Below are 15,928 nucleotides of genomic sequence, written 5' to 3' on the forward strand. Positions count from 1 at the left end.
AGAAAGGAGAGCAAACCATGGCGTGTACAGCCCTTCGCAAGGAACTCGAAACACGCATTCTCATCCTGGATGGAGCAATGGGGACGATGATCCAGCAGGCCGGTCTCATGCCGCAAGACTTCGGCGGCGAGGCCTATGACGGGTGCAACGAGGTGCTCAACCTCACCCGCCCCGACCTGATCGCCGGCATTCATGAGGCCTACCTCGAGGCGGGGGCCGACATCATCGAGACGAACACCTTCGGCGCCACGCGGGTTGTGCTGGCCGAGTACGGGCTGGCGGACCGTGTCGGTGAGATTAACCGCGCCGCGGCGCGCCTGGCCCGCGAGGCCGCCGACCGGTATGACACTCCCGACCGGCCGCGCTTTGTGGCGGGGTCCATCGGCCCGACAACCAAATCCCTGTCGGTGACCGGCGGCATCACCTTCGACGAATTGGTCGATGTGTACCGCGAGCAGGCCGTGGCCCTTCTCGAGGGGGGCGTTGACCTCCTCCTCGTGGAAACCGCCCAAGACACGCGCAACGTGAAGGCGGCCGGGATCGGCATTCGCAGGGCCTTCGCCCAGACGGGACGCGAGGTGCCCCTGTTTCTCTCGGGGACGATCGAACCTACGGGGACGATGCTCGCCGGGCAAACCCTCGAGGCCTTCTACCTGTCGGTGCGCCATCTCCGCCCGCTGGCGGTGGGGCTCAACTGCGCCACGGGGCCGGAGTTCATGCGCGACCACCTGCGCACCCTGGCCGAGCTGGCCGACTGTTTCGTCCTTTGCTACCCCAACGCCGGTTTGCCCGATGAGGACGGTCACTATCATGAGACGCCGCAGGCGCTGGCCAAAAAGATGGCTGCCTTCGCTGAGCAGGGCTGGCTGAACATCGCCGGCGGTTGTTGCGGCACGACGCCGGCGCACATCCGCGCGCTGGCCGAGGCCCTTTCCGCCTACGCGCCCCGCGTGCCGAAGGGGCGAACGGTGCACGCTGTTTCGGGCATCGAGGCGGTCTACCTGGAGCCGGAAAACCGCCCGCTCCTCGTTGGCGAGCGGACCAATGTCATCGGTTCGCGCAAGTTCCGCCGGCTCATTGCCGAGGGAAAATACGAGGAGGCGGCGGAAATCGCCCGCGCCCAGGTGAAGGGCGGCGCCCAGATCCTCGACATCTGCCTAGCCGATCCCGATCGTGACGAGCATGCCGACATGGCACGCTTTCTCGCCCACGTGGTGAAGAAGGTCAAGGTACCGCTGATGATCGACTCCACCGACCCGCGCGTGATCGAGCTGGGCCTGACCTTTTCCCAGGGGAAGGCGATCATCAACTCGATCAACCTGGAGGAGGGCGAGAAGCGCTTCGCCGACGTGGCGCCGCTCGTCCACGCCTACGGGGCGGCCGTCGTTGTCGGCGCCATCGACGAGCAGGGCATGGCCGTGACGCGGGAGCGCAAGCTGGAGATGGCCGCGCGATCCTACGATCTCTTGGTGCACAAGTACGGCCTCGACCCGCGCGACATCATCTTTGACCCCCTCGTCTTCCCGGTGGGCACCGGCGACGCGGCCTACGTCGGGGCGGCCGTGGAGACGATCGAGGGCCTCCGCCTCATCAAGGAACGCTTTCCGGAGTGCCCGACGATTCTCGGCATCAGCAACGTCTCCTTCGGCCTGCCGCCGGCCGGGCGCGAGGTGCTCAATGCCGTCTTCCTCTACCACTGCACGAAGGCCGGCCTCGACTACGCCATCGTCAACACCGAGCGCCTGGAGCGGTACGCGTCGATTCCGGAAGAGGAACGCGCCCTGGCCGAGGCGCTGCTCTTTTCCACCGACAAAGCGGCCTGCGAGGAGGCGCTGGCCCGCTTCACGGCCCATTTCCGGGAGAAGAAAACGGAGCGGAAGGCCAAGGCCCCGGCGGAGAACCTGACGCTGGAGGAGCGCCTGGCCCGCTACATCGTGGAGGGGACGAAGGAGGGGCTGTACGACGATCTGGAGCGGGCCCTCGAGAAATACGGCGACCCGCTGGCCATCATCAACGGGCCGCTCATGGCCGGCATGGACAGGGTGGGGCGCCTGTTTAACGACAACCAGCTCATCGTGGCCGAGGTGCTGCAGAGCGCCGAGGTGATGAAGGCCGCCGTAGCCTTCCTCGAGCCGTACATGGAGAAGAAGGAGACGGCCACCAAGGGGACGATCCTCCTGGCCACGGTGAAGGGCGATGTCCACGACATCGGCAAGAACCTTGTCGAGATCATCCTGTCCAACAACGGCTATCGGGTGGTAGATCTGGGCATCAAGGTGCCGTCGGAGAAGCTGATCGAAGCCTACCACCGGGAAAAGCCCGACGCCATCGGCCTATCGGGGCTCCTCGTCAAGTCGGCGCAGATGATGGTCCTTACCGCCCAGGACCTCAAGGCGGCGGGCATCTCCGTGCCGCTCCTCATCGGCGGGGCGGCCCTGACGCGCAAGTTCGTCACCACGCGCATCGCCCCGGTCTACGATGGGCTCGTCCTCTACGCCAAGGACGCCATGGAGGGGTTGGAGCTGGCCAACGCCCTGTTTGACGCCGAGAAGCGACGGGCGCTGGAGGCGGCCCGACGGCGCGTCCAGGCCGGCGGCGCGGAGGCGGAAGCGGAAGCGCGTGTGGCCGTGGCCACGTTGCCGGCACGCCCCCGGGTGAAGGAGGCACCGGTGTTCGTGCCGCCGGACCTCAAGCGCCACGTGCTGCGCCGCTACCCGCTGCGCCACTTGCTTCCGTATTTGAATTGGCGGATGCTCTTGGGCAAGCACCTTGGCCTGCGCGGGAACGTGGAGAAGCTGCTGGCCGAGGGAGACGGGAAGGCGGTGAAGCTCAAGGCCGTCGTCGACGAGGTGCTGGCGGAAGCGGAGGCGAGCGGCCTGATCGAGGCCCACGCCGTGTACCGCTTCTTCCCGGCCCAGTCGGACGGCGACGACATCCTCATCTACGACCCGGACAACCCCACGCGGGTGGTGGAGCGGTTTTCCTTCCCCCGCCAGAAGAAGCCGCCCTTCCTGTGCCTGGCCGATTACGTGCGTCCGACGTCGAGCGGCGTGATGGATTACGTCGCCTTCTTCGCCGTGACGGCCGGCACGGGCATTCGCGAGCAGGCGCAGGCGTGGAAGGAGCAGGGCGACTACCTGCGCGCCCACGTCCTGCAGGCAGCGGCGCTGGAGCTGGCCGAGGCCTTCGCCGAACGGCTGCACCACATCCTCCGCGACGCGTGGGGCTTCCCCGACCCGCCGGAGATGACCATGGCCGATCGCTTCGCCGCCAAGTACCAGGGGATCCGCGTCTCCTTCGGCTATCCGGCCTGCCCCAATCTGGAGGACCAGGCCAAGCTGTTCCGCCTGCTCCAGCCGGAGGAGATCGGCCTGCGCCTCACCGAGGGATACATGATGGACCCCGAGGCCTCCGTGTCGGCGATGGTCTTCGCCCATCCCGAGGCGAGGTACTTTGGTGTGGAGTAGCGTCGTTTCATATAGGTAAGTAAAGCGGCGGGTTGGTTTTCAAGCCGGTTCGCAACGGCCTGCTGCGAGGCGCGCAAGGATACCCGACATGGACAGCGCCCGTGCGGTTGCGGTATACTACCAATCAAGGCGGCCCGCGTCTGAGCCGCCGGAACAACCGCATCCTGCACGCAACCACCGTTCCTTCGGGGCCGGGTGAAAGTCCCGACCGGCGGTGATGGCCTCAGCGCCTCAGCCCGCGAGCCGCGCAAGCGGTTGATCCGGTGCGATTCCGGAGCCGACAGTGACAGTCTGGATGGGAGAAGGAATGGAGGGGAGCGGCTTGCCCATTTGCCCCTGTTGTTCGACGGGGATGGCCGGCAGGCTTGTGCCTTTGGCCGGCCGGGGGCAATCGTTGCCCGTCCTGCGCCGTTTTGTGACGGCTTGCACAAACGCAGATCCCATCCGCCGCCACGAAGGAACGTGGCGGCTTTTTTGCTTGCCGGGAGCGGCGTCGTACGCGACAGCGGAAGGGAACACGCCAACGGGGAAGGAGGGCGACGGGGTGGACAACGCGCAACGCATGGGCCATGACGACGAGCACTACATGCGCATCGCCCTGGAGCTGGCCAAGAGCACGGTGGGGCAAACGTCGCCCAATCCGGCGGTGGGTTGCGTCCTGGTGCGCGACGGACGCATCGTCGGGTTGGGGGCCCACCTGAAGGCCGGTGAGCCCCACGCCGAAGTGCATGCCCTGCGCATGGCCGGCGAAGCGGCGCGGGGGGCAACGGCCTACGTGACCTTGGAGCCGTGCAGCCATTATGGCCGCACACCGCCGTGCGCCGAGGCGCTCATCGCTGCCGGCGTGCGCCGCGTGGTGGTAGGCGCGGTGGACCCCAACCCGCAGGTGGCCGGGCGGGGAATTGCCCGGCTGCGCGAGGCGGGGATCGACGTGACCGTCGGCGTGCTGGAGGAGGCCTGTCGGCGGCTCAACGAGGTGTTCAACAAGTACATCGTCCACCGCGTGCCCTTCGTCACGGTGAAAACGGCCAGCACCCTCGATGGCAAGATCGCCACGCGCACCGGCCACAGCCGGTGGATCACCTCCCAGGATGCGCGCCGGTACGTCCACGAGCTGCGCCGCCGGAGCGACGCCGTGCTGGTCGGTGTGGGCACGGTGATCGCCGACGATCCCCGGCTCACCGTGCGCTTGCCGGGAGGGGGGAAGAACCCGGTGCGCGTTATTCTCGACTCCCGCCTGCGCCTGCCCCTTTCCGCCCGCGTGCTCACCGATGGGGCGGCACCGACATGGGTGGTGACCACGGCGCAGGCGCCGGAGGAGCGCATCCGGGCCGTCACGGCCCAGGGGGCCGAGGTGCTGGTGGCCGGCGATGGCGAGCGGGTCGACATCCACCGGCTGCTCCGCCTGCTCGGCGCGCGCGGCATCACCTCGCTCCTCGTGGAAGGCGGCGCCGAGGTGAACGCGTCGTTTTTTGCCGCCCGGGCGGTGGACAAGGTGATTGCCTTCTTTGCCCCCAAAGTGGTCGGCGGACGGGTGGCACCGACGCCAGTCGGCGGGGAGGGGGCGGCGACAATGGACGAGGCCGTTTCCTTGCGCGACGTCGAGGTGACGACGGTCGGTCCCGACATCGTCATCTCCGGTTATCCCGTGTGGGCCGGAGAAGGTGACGATGCGGGCGGAATCGGGCGGTGAGACCGGTGTCCGAACGGGAGGGAGCGTCATGTTTACCGGAATCATTGAGGAAGTGGGCCGCGTGCGGCGCCTTTCGCCGGTGGGGCCGACGTCGATGGTGCTGGAAGTGGAAGCCCGCCGCGTGCTGGAGGACGCCCGCATCGGTGACAGCATTGCCGTGAACGGCGTCTGTCTCACCGTGACGGCCCTCGGCGGGGGGACGTTCACGGCCGACGTGATGCCGGAGACGGTGAAGAACACGAGCCTGGCACGGCTAAAGCCCGGCGCGCCGGTGAATTTGGAGCGGGCCATGGCCGCCGGCGCGCGGTTCGGCGGTCACATCGTTACCGGGCATGTCGACGGGGTGGGCGTGATCCGCTCGCGCACGCCGCGGGAAAATGCCGTCATTTTTGCCGTCGAGGTGCCCGCCGAGCTGCGCCGCTACCTCATTCCCAAGGGATCGGTGGCCGTCGACGGCATCAGCCTGACGGTGGTGGATGTCACCGATACAGGGTTTACCGTCTCCATCATTCCCCACACGCTGGCCAATACCGTGTTGCAGCATTTGGGGCCGGGCGACCCGGTCAACATCGAGTGCGACGTGATTGCCAAGTACGTGGAGCGGTTCGTGCAACGCGCCATGGGTGCCGCATCGGCCGGCGGGGCAGACGCGAGCCGTTCCTCCGGATTGACATGGGCCAAGCTTGCGGAAAACGGTTTCGCGTAAGATACGGGCAACCTGGCAGATCTCCGTCAAGCGAAACGGGAGCGAAAGGGGCGAGCAGGGATGTTTGACCGCATTGAGGAAGCCATTGCCGAGTTGAAAGCCGGGCGCGTCATTATCGTGGTGGACGACGAGGACCGCGAGAACGAGGGGGACTTCGTCGCCCTGGCCGAAAAGGCCACGCCGGAAGTGGTCAACTTCATGATCACCCACGGGCGCGGGCTGGTGTGTGTGCCGATCACCGAGGAACGGGCCCGCGAACTTGACCTGCCGCCGATGGTTGAGCACAATACCGACCGCCACGGTACGGCCTTTACCGTATCCGTCGACCACATCTCCACGACGACGGGGATCTCCGCCTACGAGCGGGCGCGAACGATCCAGGCCCTCATCGATCCGGCGGCCAGGCCCACCGATTTCCGCCGCCCCGGCCACATCTTCCCGCTGGTGGCCAAGAAGGGCGGCGTGCTGCGCCGCGCCGGCCACACCGAGGCGGCGGTGGACCTGGCACGGCTGGCCGGGGCCTACCCGGCCGGGGTGATCTGCGAAATCATCAAGGAAGACGGCACCATGGCCCGCGTGCCCGACCTGCGGCGGATTGCCGACCGGTTCGGGCTGAAAATGATCACGATCGCTGATCTCATCCGCTACCGCAGCCGCACAGACAAGCTGGTCCGGCGTGAGGTGGAAGTGCGCCTGCCGACGGCCTTCGGCGAGTTTCGGGTCATCGGCTACTCCAACGAAGTGGACCACCGCGAGCACATCGCCCTCGTGAAGGGGGAACTCGATCCGGAGAAGCCGGTGCTCGTTCGCGTCCATTCCGAATGCCTCACCGGCGACGTGTTCGGCTCCTACCGCTGCGACTGCGGACCGCAGCTCCACGCGGCGCTGAAAAAGATTGAAGAGGAAGGCAGCGGTGTGTTACTCTACATGCGTCAGGAAGGCCGTGGCATCGGCCTGTTGAACAAGCTGAAGGCCTACAAGCTGCAGGAACAGGGGCTGGACACGGTGGAAGCCAACCTTCACCTCGGCTTTCCGGCCGATGCGCGCGATTACGGGATCGGGGCGCAAATCCTCTACGACCTTGGCGTGCGGAAAATGCGCCTGATGACCAACAACCCGCGCAAACGCGCCGCACTGGAAGGGTACGGGCTGACCATCGTCGAGCGTGTGCCCCTGGAAATCCCGCCGAACCGAGAAAACGTGCGCTACCTGTGGGCCAAGAAGCACAAGCTGGGCCACCTGCTGCAGCATCTCTGATGGCGCGGACGGCCGGCGTGCCGCGTGACCGCGCCATCCCCACTTTTCAGGCAGGAGGGGTGATACCTGTGGCCAACGTAATCGAAGGCAATCTGGTCGGGACGGGGCTTTCCTTTGCCATTGTCGTCAGCCGGTTCAACGCGTTTATTACGGCGAAGCTCCTCGATGGAGCCCTGGATGCCCTCAAGCGTCACGGCGTGGCCGAGGAAGCCGTCGACGTGGTGTGGGTGCCCGGGGCCTTCGAAATCCCCCTCGTCGCCCGTAAGCTGGCCGAACGCGGCAAGTACGACGCCGTCATCTGTCTCGGGACCGTGATCCGCGGGGCCACGCCCCATTTCGAGTACGTAAGCGCCGAGGCAGCCAAGGGTATTGCCCAGGCGGCGCTGCAGACCGGGGTCCCGGTGATCTTCGGCGTGCTGACTACGGACACGATCGAGCAGGCCGTCGAGCGGGCGGGCACGAAAGCCGGCAACAAGGGCTGGGAGGCGGCCACAGCGGCCATCGAGATGGCCAACCTGATGCGCCGGCTGGGGTAGGGAGGAGACGAGGTGGATTTCTTCCATTTTGACCTCGACACGCTGCTCTTTCGCTTGATCGCCTTTGTCATTGCCTTTTCCGTTCACGAATGGGCCCACGCGATGGCGGCGTGGCGGCTTGGCGATCCGACGGCCAAGGAAGAGGGGCGGCTCACCCTCAATCCGCTGGCGCACGTTGATCCGTTTGGGCTGCTCATGATTCTCTTCGGCCCCTTTGGCTGGGCCAAGCCGGTGCCCTTCAACGCCCTGTACTTTCGCGGCAACCGGCGTCTGGGCATTGTCCTGGTGGCCGCCGCGGGGCCGCTGTCCAATCTGGTGCTGGCCTTCGTTTTCGGATGGCTGGTTGTCCACGCCGACCGCATCCCCCTCGTGCACGCGGGGCCACCGTGGCTTGCGGAGCTCGTGGTGAACGTGTTTGCCTACAGCCTGCTGATCAATGCCGCCCTGGTGGTGTTCAACCTGCTCCCGATCGCCCCGCTGGACGGCGCGAAGATTGTGCGGTTTCTCTTTCCCTACAAGTACGACCGCTACTTTGAACCCCTTGAGACGTACGGGCCCTTTCTGCTGTTGGCCATCGTCTTCTTCCCCGCGCTTCGCAACGTGCTCTTGCATCCGCCACTGGAGGGGCTCCTGGCCCTGATCCAGCTGGTTGTGGCGTAGCCGCGCTGTGGCCTGGGTCCGGCAGGAGGGATCATGCCGCCGATGACGGTTCAGATCAAGCTGGAGACCTTCGAGGGACCGCTCGATTTGCTGCTCTACCTCATCGAACAGGAACAGATGGACATCACCGACATTCCGATCGCCCGCATTACCGAACAGTACCTGGCGTATCTGGCCACCATGCAGGAGCTGGAGCTGGAGGTGGCCAGCGAGTTTCTCGTCATGGCGGCGACGCTGCTGCAGCTGAAGAGCAAGATGCTGCTGCCGCGCCACACGAAACCGGCGGCGCAACCGGTGCCGAGCGCGGGGAATGAGGACCCGCGCGCGGCCCTTGTGGCCCGGCTTGTCGAGTACAAGCGCTTCAAGGAAGTCGCCCGTGCGTTGCGGGAGCGCGAAGCGGCGTACGGCTGCGTCTACACGAGGCCTCCGCTTAATCTTTCCCCTTATGCCCCGCCGCAGAAGAATCCGGTGGAAGGCCTGACGCCGGACGACCTGGCGCAGGCCTTTTGGCGCGTGATGAGGCGAGCACGGGTGCGCCCGCGCCAGGAGGCCCTTACCGTGACGCGCGACGCCGTCCGCGTGGAAGACTGCATGGCCCACGTGCGGCGGATGCTGGAGGCCCGTGGTGGGCGGATCTCCTTTTTCGCTCTGTTCCCGGCCGGCGTGACGCGCGAGCATGTCGTCGTCACGTTCCTCGCCGTGCTGGAGATGATGAAGCTCGGTCTGGTGCGCTGCGAGCAGGGGACGCCCTTCGGCGAGATCACCCTCGAATGGGTGGCGAAGGGAGGGGAGCGGGTACGTGAACCGCAAGCAGCTCAAGGCGGTCGTTGAAGGTTTGCTCTTTGCCGCGGGAGACGAGGGGCTGACGGCGGCGGACCTGGCTGAGGTGCTTGAGGTGACGCCGGAGGAGGCGAAGGTCCTGGTGGAGGAGCTCGCCGACGAGTGGCAACGCGCCGGGCGCGGGCTGCGCATCGTTCGGGCAGCGGGGGGCTATCGCCTCACAACCCTTCCCGAACACGCGCCGTATCTGGCCAAGCTGGTTGACTTGCCGGCAAACAGCCAGTTGTCGCAGGCCGCCCTGGAGACGCTGGCCATCATCGCCTACCGTCAGCCCATCACGCGCGGTGAGGTGGAGGATATCCGCGGCGTCAAATGCGAAAAGGCCATTCAAACGCTCCTGAACAAGGGCCTCATTGAGGAAGTGGGGCGGGCGGAAGGTCCCGGGCGGCCGATCCTCTACGGCACGACCAAGGCCTTTCTCACCTATTTCGGCCTCAACGACCTGTCCGATCTTCCCCCGCTGCCGGAAGCGGAAGCCGCACCTGCGGATGCGCAAGGGCAGGCCGCCGATCGGCCGGCGGCAAGGACGACACGCGGCGAATGACGAGCCGTGCCCCTGCATAAGCATGTACCATCTCGCGGGACGAGGTGGCATCATGCGCAGGGGCATATTTTTGTGGTGGGTCATCGGGTTGCTCCTGTTGGGGGTGGCCATGCCACCGGTGGCCGCGGCCGTCGACACAGAACCGCCGCAGGTATCGGCGCAGGCCGCGGCGCTCATCGACGTGGCTTCGGGGCGCATCCTCTATGAAAAACATGCGGATCAGCGCATGCCCATTGCCAGCCTGACCAAGATTATGACCGCCATCGTGGCCATCGAGCGCGGTAACCTCGACGACGAAGTGGTCGTGGGCCCCAACGCCTACCGCAAGGAAGGGTCTTCCATTTACCTGGAGCTGGGTGAACGCATGCGCCTCGAGGACCTGCTTTACGGCCTCATGCTGCGCTCGGGGAATGACGCGGCGGTGGCCATTGCCGAACACGTTGGCGGGTCCGTGGAAGGCTTTGCCTACCTGATGAACGAAAAGGCGCGCGAGCTGGGCCTCACCGGCACCCATTTCACCAACCCCCACGGCCTTGACGACGGCGAGCACTACTCCACGGCCCGCGACCTGGCCGTGCTCACGGCCTATGCCCTGAAAAACGAAACGTTCCGCCGCATTGTGTCGACCAAGGTGCACCGTGCGCCGTGGCCGGGTAAGCCTTGGGACCGCGTCTGGCACAACAAGAACAAGCTGCTGCACCTGTACGAGGGAGCTGACGGGGTCAAGACCGGCTACACCAAACTGGCCAGACGCTGCCTGGTCGCCTCGGCCACGCGCGACGGACGCCAGCTGGCGGCGGTGGTGCTGAATGCGCCGGACGACTGGAACGACACGGCGGCCTTGCTGACGTACGGCTTTGCCCATTTTCCCCTCGTGGAGCTGGTGCGCGAAGGGGACATCGTGGAAGAAGAGCCGACGGCCCACGGCGTGGTCCGCTACCGGGCCCTGCGCGCCTTCACGTATCCCCTGGCGGCGGACGAGGTCGAGCATGTCACCTCGTCGATCGAGAACCGCACCAGCCGCTTTCCGTGGGAGCCGCCGGCCGTGTTGCGGCTGGAGCTGAGCGGTACGCCCATCGGCACCGTGCCTTTGGCCGTCGAGCGTCCCGAAGGGGATCGTCTCACCTTTTCGGCGTACTGGCGGGCCTTCTGGCGTGCCCTGTTTGAGGGGGGACGGCTGTGATCAGCGTCATCTGGCTTGGGATGATCGTCATCAGCATTATGGTCGGTGCCGCCACCGGTCGCCTTGACGCGGTCAACCGCGCCGTCTTTGAAGGGGCCAAGACCGGGGTGAGCATCGCCATCGGCCTGATCGGCATCCTTGCCTTTTGGCTGGGAATGATGAAGATCGCCGAGCAGGCCGGAATCCTCCGCGCCCTCTCCCGGCTGCTTGCCCCGCTGGTCCGGCGGCTGTTTCCCGACGTGCCGCCGAATCATCCGGCGATGGGATACATCCTGTCCAACATGACGGCCAATCTCTTCGGGTTGGGCAATGCGGCCACGCCGATGGGCATCAAGGCGATGGAGGAGCTTCAGAAGCTCAACCCGGACCCCAAGACGGCCACGCCGGCCATGTGCACGCTCTTGGCCCTCAACACCGCCAGCCTGACGCTCATTCCCACCACGGTGATCGCCCTGCGTGCGCAGATGGGTTCCGGCAACCCCGTCGAGATTGTTGGCACGACCCTTGTTGCCACGGCCATCGGGACGGCGACGGCGATTGTGTTCGACCGGTGGTTTCGCCGGCGGAGTGGAGGACGGTAGCGATCAACGCGGGGGCCACGCGCCCGGGCGGCAGCAACGGGAAGGGGGGATCGCGCGTGTATGGGTGGGTGACAGCCCTGTCGGTATGGGCGCTTCCGGCGCTGCTCGCCGGGATTTTGTCCGTGGCGCTCGTCCGTCGCGTTTCGGTGTACGAGGCCTTTGTCGAGGGCGCGAAGGAGGGGTTCGGTACCGCTGTGGCCATCATTCCGCACGTCGTGGCGATGATGGTGGCCATTTCCCTGTTTCGGGCCTCCGGCGCGTTGGATCTTCTCGTGTCCCTCTTCCGTCCCCTCACCGAGCTTCTGCGCGTTCCGGAGGAGATCGTCCCCCTTGCCTTCCTGCGTCCCCTCACCGGGTCCGGGGCGCTGGCCTACATGGTCGACCTGTTTCAAGCCCACGGCCCCGATTCCCTCATCGGGCGGATGGCCTCCACCATCCAAGGCAGCACCGACACCACCTTCTACGTCTTGGCCGTTTACTTCGGCGCCGTGGGCATCACCCGCGTGCGCTACGCCCTCACCGTGGGCCTCTTGGCCGATCTGGCCGGTATTGCCGCGGCGATCTGGATCACCAACCGGGTGTTTGGGTAGGGAAGAGAGAAAACGTCTCCTCAAAGCTCCAGGACACGGGCACCTCCCTTGTCCTGGTTCTGTTTTTTGTGCAATTCCCGAATGATAGGAAAACGACTCCGAGCCCTACACGCCCCGTTTGTCTTTATCAACAAAAACCGCTATGATGGTAGCGAGGTGAGCCCGATGGAACGGCTGCAGAAGGTGCTGGCCCATGCCGGCGTCGCTTCGCGCCGCAAGTGCGAAGAGCTGATCCGTTCCGGCCGCGTGCAGGTGAACGGGCAAACGGTGACCGAGCTGGGGGTCAAGGTGGATCCGGCAAAGGACCGCATCGCCGTCGACGGGATGCCGGTACGCCTGGAGACCCGCAAGCGTTACCTCCTGTTGTACAAGCCGGCGGGGGTCATCACCAGCGTGCGCGACCCGCACGGCCGGCGCACCGTTATCGATTTACTCGAGGGTGTGCCGGAGCGCGTGTACCCGGTGGGCCGGCTCGACTATGAGACAGAAGGGCTCTTGCTCCTTACCAACGACGGGGAGCTGGCCCATCGTATCATGCATCCGCGCTACGAGCTGGACAAGGTGTACGAGGCGTGGGTGAAGGGACATCCCGACGAGGAGGATCTGCGCCGCCTGCGCGAGGGGATCCTCCTCGAGGACGGGTGGACCCACCCGGCCAAGGTGGAACGGCTCGCCGAACGGTCCGGGCGCACGCTGCTGCGCCTGACGATTCACGAGGGGCGCAACCGCCAAGTGCGGCGCATGTGCGCGGCGGTGGGCCACCCGGTGCTGGTGCTCAAGCGGGTGCGCGTCGGGTTTCTCACGTTGGGCCGACTGCGGCCGGGCGAGTGGCGCGAACTTGCGCCCGAGGAGGTGCGCCGGCTCAGGGCGCTGGTTGGGCTGTGATCGTCACCGAATGTTCACATCTTCGCGAAAAGAAGGGAAAACGCGAAACAGTATAATAGGAAAGGGGAAAGGAGGTTTACAATTCAAAACGCGAAGTACTTTTTTGTCAGGAAAGAAGGTGAATGTCCGTGGACGAAGTGAAATGCGAATGCGGGCACACCAATCCGCCGGGGACTGCGCTGTGCGAATCGTGCGGCCGTCCGATGGGCGAGGCGGCGGATTCCACCGGTGTGCTCAACATGCGCTACGAGGGAGCCGCCCGTCGCTCGCAGACGCGGCGCGGCACGCTGCTGGACAAGGTGTGGAATTTCTTCTCCTCGGTCAAGGTGGCGGTGGTCCTCATCGTCATCACCCTCGTCGCCTCAGTGATCGGGACGATCTTTCCGCAAGAGATGTACCTCCCCGTGCCGCCGGAACAGGCCGAGCAGTATTACCGCGAGGCCTATGGGACGCTGGGCGAGCTGTATTACCAACTGGGCTTTCACCGCTTGTACGAAAGCTGGTGGTACGTCGGACTGCTCTTGATGATCGGGGCGTCACTGGTCATCTGCAGCCTCGATCGCGTCGTGCCCCTGTACCGGGCACTGAAAAACCAGCGCGTTAAGCGGCATGTTGACTTTCTCACCCGCCAGCGCGTGGCGGCGCAGGTGCCCCTCGAGGGCCGCACGGCGGACGAGCTGCTTGCGGCGGCGGAACAAGCCATGGCCAAGCGCCGCTACCACGTGCGTCGCGAGGGCCTTGCCCTCCTCGGCGAGAAGGGGCGGTTTAGCCGCTGGGGGCCGTATATCAACCATGTGGGTCTCATCATCTTTCTCGTTGGTGTGTTGTTACGGCTCGTTCCGGGTTTCTATATGAACGAATACGTATGGGTTCGGGAAGGGGAGACCAAGCCGATCCCGGGCACGCCCTACTACGTGAAGAACGAGCGGTTTACCGTGACCTACTACGACGAGCATGAGTTTCCGCAGAAGATCGACCTGAACGGCGGCAAGGTGGTGAAGGAATACCGCACCGACGCCGTGCTGTACCGTCGTGTCGACGGGGACAAGCCGGGGGCTTCCCCGCAGTTGGAGGAAGTGGCGCGTGCGCCTATCCGCGTCAACCATCCGCTGGAGCACGACGGGCTCCTCCTGTACCAGGCGGGGTCGTTGACGGAATTTGGCCGCCTGACGTTGGAGCTGCGCCACAAGCAAACGGGCCGGTCCTTCGGCACCTTTACCGTCGACCTGCACGACCCGGCACCGTCGTACCGCTTGCGCGATGGGGCAACGGTGGAGATTCTCGAGTACTTCCCGGACTTTGTGCTGAACGAAAACAACGAGCCGTCGACGAAGTCCAATGTTCCCAACAACCCCGCTTTTGTCTTTCGGGTGAAGACACCGGACAAGCCCGAAGGCGAAAAGAGCTGGCTGTTCTTGGGCTTGACCATTGAGGAGCCGAACAAGACCAACGCCTATGAGCTGAAGTTCCGCGACATGAGCTTTGTCGACGTCAGCGGGCTGATGGTGCGCATGGACCGCAGCTTGCCGGTCATCTTCTTTGGCTGTGGCGTGGTCATGGTCGGACTGGTTATGGGCTTTTACTGGCAACATCGGCGCATCTGGGTGCAGGTGGAAAACGGCGTCGTGTATCTGGCCGCCCACACGAACAAGAACTGGTTTGGACTGAAGAAAGACGTCTTGGCTGTGGCGCGGGAAGCCGGGCTGGCGGTTGAGGCCGGCTCCCTGGACCAAGGAGGGAAACGGACATGACGACCGAAGGGCTCATCGCGCTGTCGAGTGCCCTGCTGCTTGTGGCGTTCGTGTTGTACGCGCTTTCGATGGTGGCGTTTGTCGTGGCCATTACCGGAAAGCGTTGGGCGGGCCGCGACCCGCGGGAAAACGCCCGGCGCATGGGCCGCCTCGGCTACGCTATGGCCGCCCTCGGTGTGGCAGCCCAGACGGGTTACATTGTGACGCGCTGGATTGCCGGTGGCCATATTCCCGTCAGCAACATGTTTGAGTTTATCGTGTTCCTTGGCTTTGCCATTGCTCTGGCGTTCCTCATCCTCTACCGGATTTATCGCGTGCCGGCCCTGGGCGTTTTCGTCATGCTCCTCGATGTGCTGATGATTGCCTACGGAGCTGTCTTCCCGCGCGAGGTAACCCCCCTCATCCCCGCCCTTCAGAGCTATTGGCTGTACCTGCATGTGACGACGGCGGCGCTGGGGGAAGGGGCCTTTGCCGTCGGGTTTGCCGCAGGGCTGATGTACCTGGTCCGCACGGTGCGCCAGGATCATCCGTCGGCGCAGGCGCGGTGGTTGGAAGTGGCACTGTGGGTGGTGCTGGCCGTGCTCGCCTTTGTCGCGCTCTCCTTTACCTTTGCGGCCCTTGGCAAGGAAACGGTGTTCCGTTTCCCCGACCCCAATGCGAAGCCGGGGGAGGAGCGCATGGTGGAGACGGTCTACACGCTGCCGAGCCTCGTCGGCCCGAAGGATGCGGAAATGGTCAAGGTGGGGTACTTTAAGCCGTTGGTTGAAGCCCCGGGATGGATGAAGGGGAAAGACGCGGCCAAGAAGCTGAACACGCTGGTGTGGTCCGTGCTGGGTGGCCTGGCCGTGTACGGCGTGCTGCGCCTCTGGGCGCGCAGGCGGCTGGGTGCAGTGCTCCAGCCGACGCTACGTGACGTCGAGCCCGAGCTCTTGGACGAGATCAGCTACCGCGCCATCGCCATTGGTTTTCCCATCTTCACCCTCGGCGGGCTGATCTTCGCCATGATCTGGGCCCACGAGGCGTGGGGCCGCTTCTGGGGCTGGGATCCGAAGGAAGTGTGGGCCCTCATCGTATGGCTCTTCTACAGCGCGTACCTGCATTTGCGCCTGTCCCGCGGGTGGCACGGTCTGCGCTCGGCATGGCTGGCCGTGGTCGGTTTCATCGTGGTGATGATCACCCTGGTGGTGGTCAACCTGGTGATTGTCGGCCTACATTCCTATGCAGGTGTCTGAGGA

At 65.3% G+C, this 15,928-nt stretch carries 14 protein-coding genes and 1 riboswitch; all 14 genes read left to right on the plus strand.

The features are described 5' to 3' along the window. The first annotated feature begins 17 nt into the window (after positions 1-17). The 14 genes from metH to ccsB all read left to right on the plus strand — a co-directional run bounded on the left by metH (position 18) and on the right by ccsB (position 15,925). A complete protein-coding gene (metH, locus tag ACYQ0Z_RS07335; protein ID WP_459866079.1) occupies positions 18-3,467 on the plus strand; it encodes a methionine synthase in 3,450 nt (1,149 codons plus the stop codon). A 177-nt stretch (positions 3,468-3,644) separates the two neighbouring features. After that, a riboswitch (FMN riboswitch) is annotated at positions 3,645-3,778 on the plus strand. Between the two features lie 251 nt (positions 3,779-4,029). Then, positions 4,030-5,160: a bifunctional diaminohydroxyphosphoribosylaminopyrimidine deaminase/5-amino-6-(5-phosphoribosylamino)uracil reductase RibD gene (gene ribD / locus ACYQ0Z_RS07340; protein ID WP_459868787.1), complete on the plus strand. Its 1,131-nt coding sequence runs from the start codon at positions 4,030-4,032 to the stop codon at positions 5,158-5,160. 28 nt (positions 5,161-5,188) lie between these two features. Then, positions 5,189-5,866, plus strand: coding sequence for a riboflavin synthase (locus ACYQ0Z_RS07345; protein ID WP_459866082.1), 678 nt, complete (start codon positions 5,189-5,191; stop codon positions 5,864-5,866). Between the two features lie 60 nt (positions 5,867-5,926). Continuing rightward, positions 5,927-7,123 carry a bifunctional 3,4-dihydroxy-2-butanone-4-phosphate synthase/GTP cyclohydrolase II gene (locus ACYQ0Z_RS07350; RefSeq protein ID WP_459866085.1) on the plus strand — a complete coding sequence of 399 codons (1,197 nt, stop codon included), beginning with the start codon at positions 5,927-5,929 and terminating at the stop codon, positions 7,121-7,123. Positions 7,124-7,191: 68 nt separating this feature from the next. Further along, positions 7,192-7,659, plus strand: a complete 468-nt coding sequence (ribH, locus tag ACYQ0Z_RS07355) for a 6,7-dimethyl-8-ribityllumazine synthase (protein WP_459866088.1) — start codon at positions 7,192-7,194, stop codon at positions 7,657-7,659. 12 nt (positions 7,660-7,671) lie between these two features. Beyond that, positions 7,672-8,319 (plus strand): site-2 protease family protein, encoded by a 648-nt coding sequence (locus ACYQ0Z_RS07360; protein ID WP_459866091.1) that lies wholly within the window; start codon positions 7,672-7,674, stop codon positions 8,317-8,319. Between the two features lie 42 nt (positions 8,320-8,361). Then, on the plus strand, positions 8,362-9,150 hold the full coding sequence (locus ACYQ0Z_RS07365) for a segregation and condensation protein A (RefSeq protein WP_459866094.1): 789 nt from the start codon (positions 8,362-8,364) through the stop codon (positions 9,148-9,150). Then, positions 9,119-9,703 (plus strand): SMC-Scp complex subunit ScpB, encoded by a 585-nt coding sequence (scpB, locus tag ACYQ0Z_RS07370; protein WP_459866097.1) that lies wholly within the window; start codon positions 9,119-9,121, stop codon positions 9,701-9,703. The genes ACYQ0Z_RS07365 and scpB overlap by 32 nt, the downstream gene beginning before the upstream one ends. 52 nt (positions 9,704-9,755) lie before the next feature. Next, complete coding sequence (locus ACYQ0Z_RS07375; protein ID WP_459866100.1) at positions 9,756-10,886, plus strand: D-alanyl-D-alanine carboxypeptidase family protein; 1,131 nt, start codon at positions 9,756-9,758, stop codon at positions 10,884-10,886. Then, complete coding sequence (locus ACYQ0Z_RS07380) at positions 10,883-11,467, plus strand: nucleoside recognition domain-containing protein (RefSeq protein ID WP_459866103.1); 585 nt, start codon at positions 10,883-10,885, stop codon at positions 11,465-11,467. The genes ACYQ0Z_RS07375 and ACYQ0Z_RS07380 overlap by 4 nt, the downstream gene beginning before the upstream one ends. Positions 11,468-11,523: 56 nt before the next feature. Next, the gene (locus tag ACYQ0Z_RS07385) at positions 11,524-12,057 is read left to right on the plus strand and encodes a spore maturation protein (RefSeq protein ID WP_459866106.1); all 534 of its coding nucleotides are present in this window, start codon (positions 11,524-11,526) and stop codon (positions 12,055-12,057) included. A gap of 165 nt (positions 12,058-12,222) precedes the next feature. After that, positions 12,223-12,942: a pseudouridine synthase gene (locus ACYQ0Z_RS07390; protein WP_459866109.1), complete on the plus strand. Its 720-nt coding sequence runs from the start codon at positions 12,223-12,225 to the stop codon at positions 12,940-12,942. Between the two features lie 128 nt (positions 12,943-13,070). Beyond that, positions 13,071-14,693, plus strand: coding sequence for a cytochrome c biogenesis protein ResB (gene resB, locus ACYQ0Z_RS07395; protein ID WP_459866112.1), 1,623 nt, complete (start codon positions 13,071-13,073; stop codon positions 14,691-14,693). Further along, positions 14,690-15,925 (plus strand): c-type cytochrome biogenesis protein CcsB, encoded by a 1,236-nt coding sequence (ccsB, locus tag ACYQ0Z_RS07400; RefSeq protein WP_459866115.1) that lies wholly within the window; start codon positions 14,690-14,692, stop codon positions 15,923-15,925. The genes resB and ccsB overlap by 4 nt, the downstream gene beginning before the upstream one ends. Positions 15,926-15,928: the final 3 nt, after the last annotated feature.

This window comes from Calditerricola yamamurae, assembly GCF_054654135.1.

What these genes read in the sequence shown, in the direction of transcription:
- ccsB (WP_459866115.1), top strand. Translation starts at nt 14,690, where the DNA reads ATGACGACCGAAGGGCTCATCGCGCTGTCGAGTGCCCTGCTGCTTGTG.
- ACYQ0Z_RS07375 (WP_459866100.1), top strand. Translation starts at nt 9,756, where the DNA reads ATGCGCAGGGGCATATTTTTGTGGTGGGTCATCGGGTTGCTCCTGTTG.
- ACYQ0Z_RS07390 (WP_459866109.1), top strand. Translation starts at nt 12,223, where the DNA reads ATGGAACGGCTGCAGAAGGTGCTGGCCCATGCCGGCGTCGCTTCGCGC.
- ACYQ0Z_RS07350 (WP_459866085.1), top strand. Translation starts at nt 5,927, where the DNA reads ATGTTTGACCGCATTGAGGAAGCCATTGCCGAGTTGAAAGCCGGGCGC.
- metH (WP_459866079.1), top strand. Translation starts at nt 18, where the DNA reads ATGGCGTGTACAGCCCTTCGCAAGGAACTCGAAACACGCATTCTCATC.
- ribD (WP_459868787.1), top strand. Translation starts at nt 4,030, where the DNA reads ATGGGCCATGACGACGAGCACTACATGCGCATCGCCCTGGAGCTGGCC.
- ACYQ0Z_RS07365 (WP_459866094.1), top strand. Translation starts at nt 8,362, where the DNA reads ATGACGGTTCAGATCAAGCTGGAGACCTTCGAGGGACCGCTCGATTTG.
- ACYQ0Z_RS07345 (WP_459866082.1), top strand. Translation starts at nt 5,189, where the DNA reads ATGTTTACCGGAATCATTGAGGAAGTGGGCCGCGTGCGGCGCCTTTCG.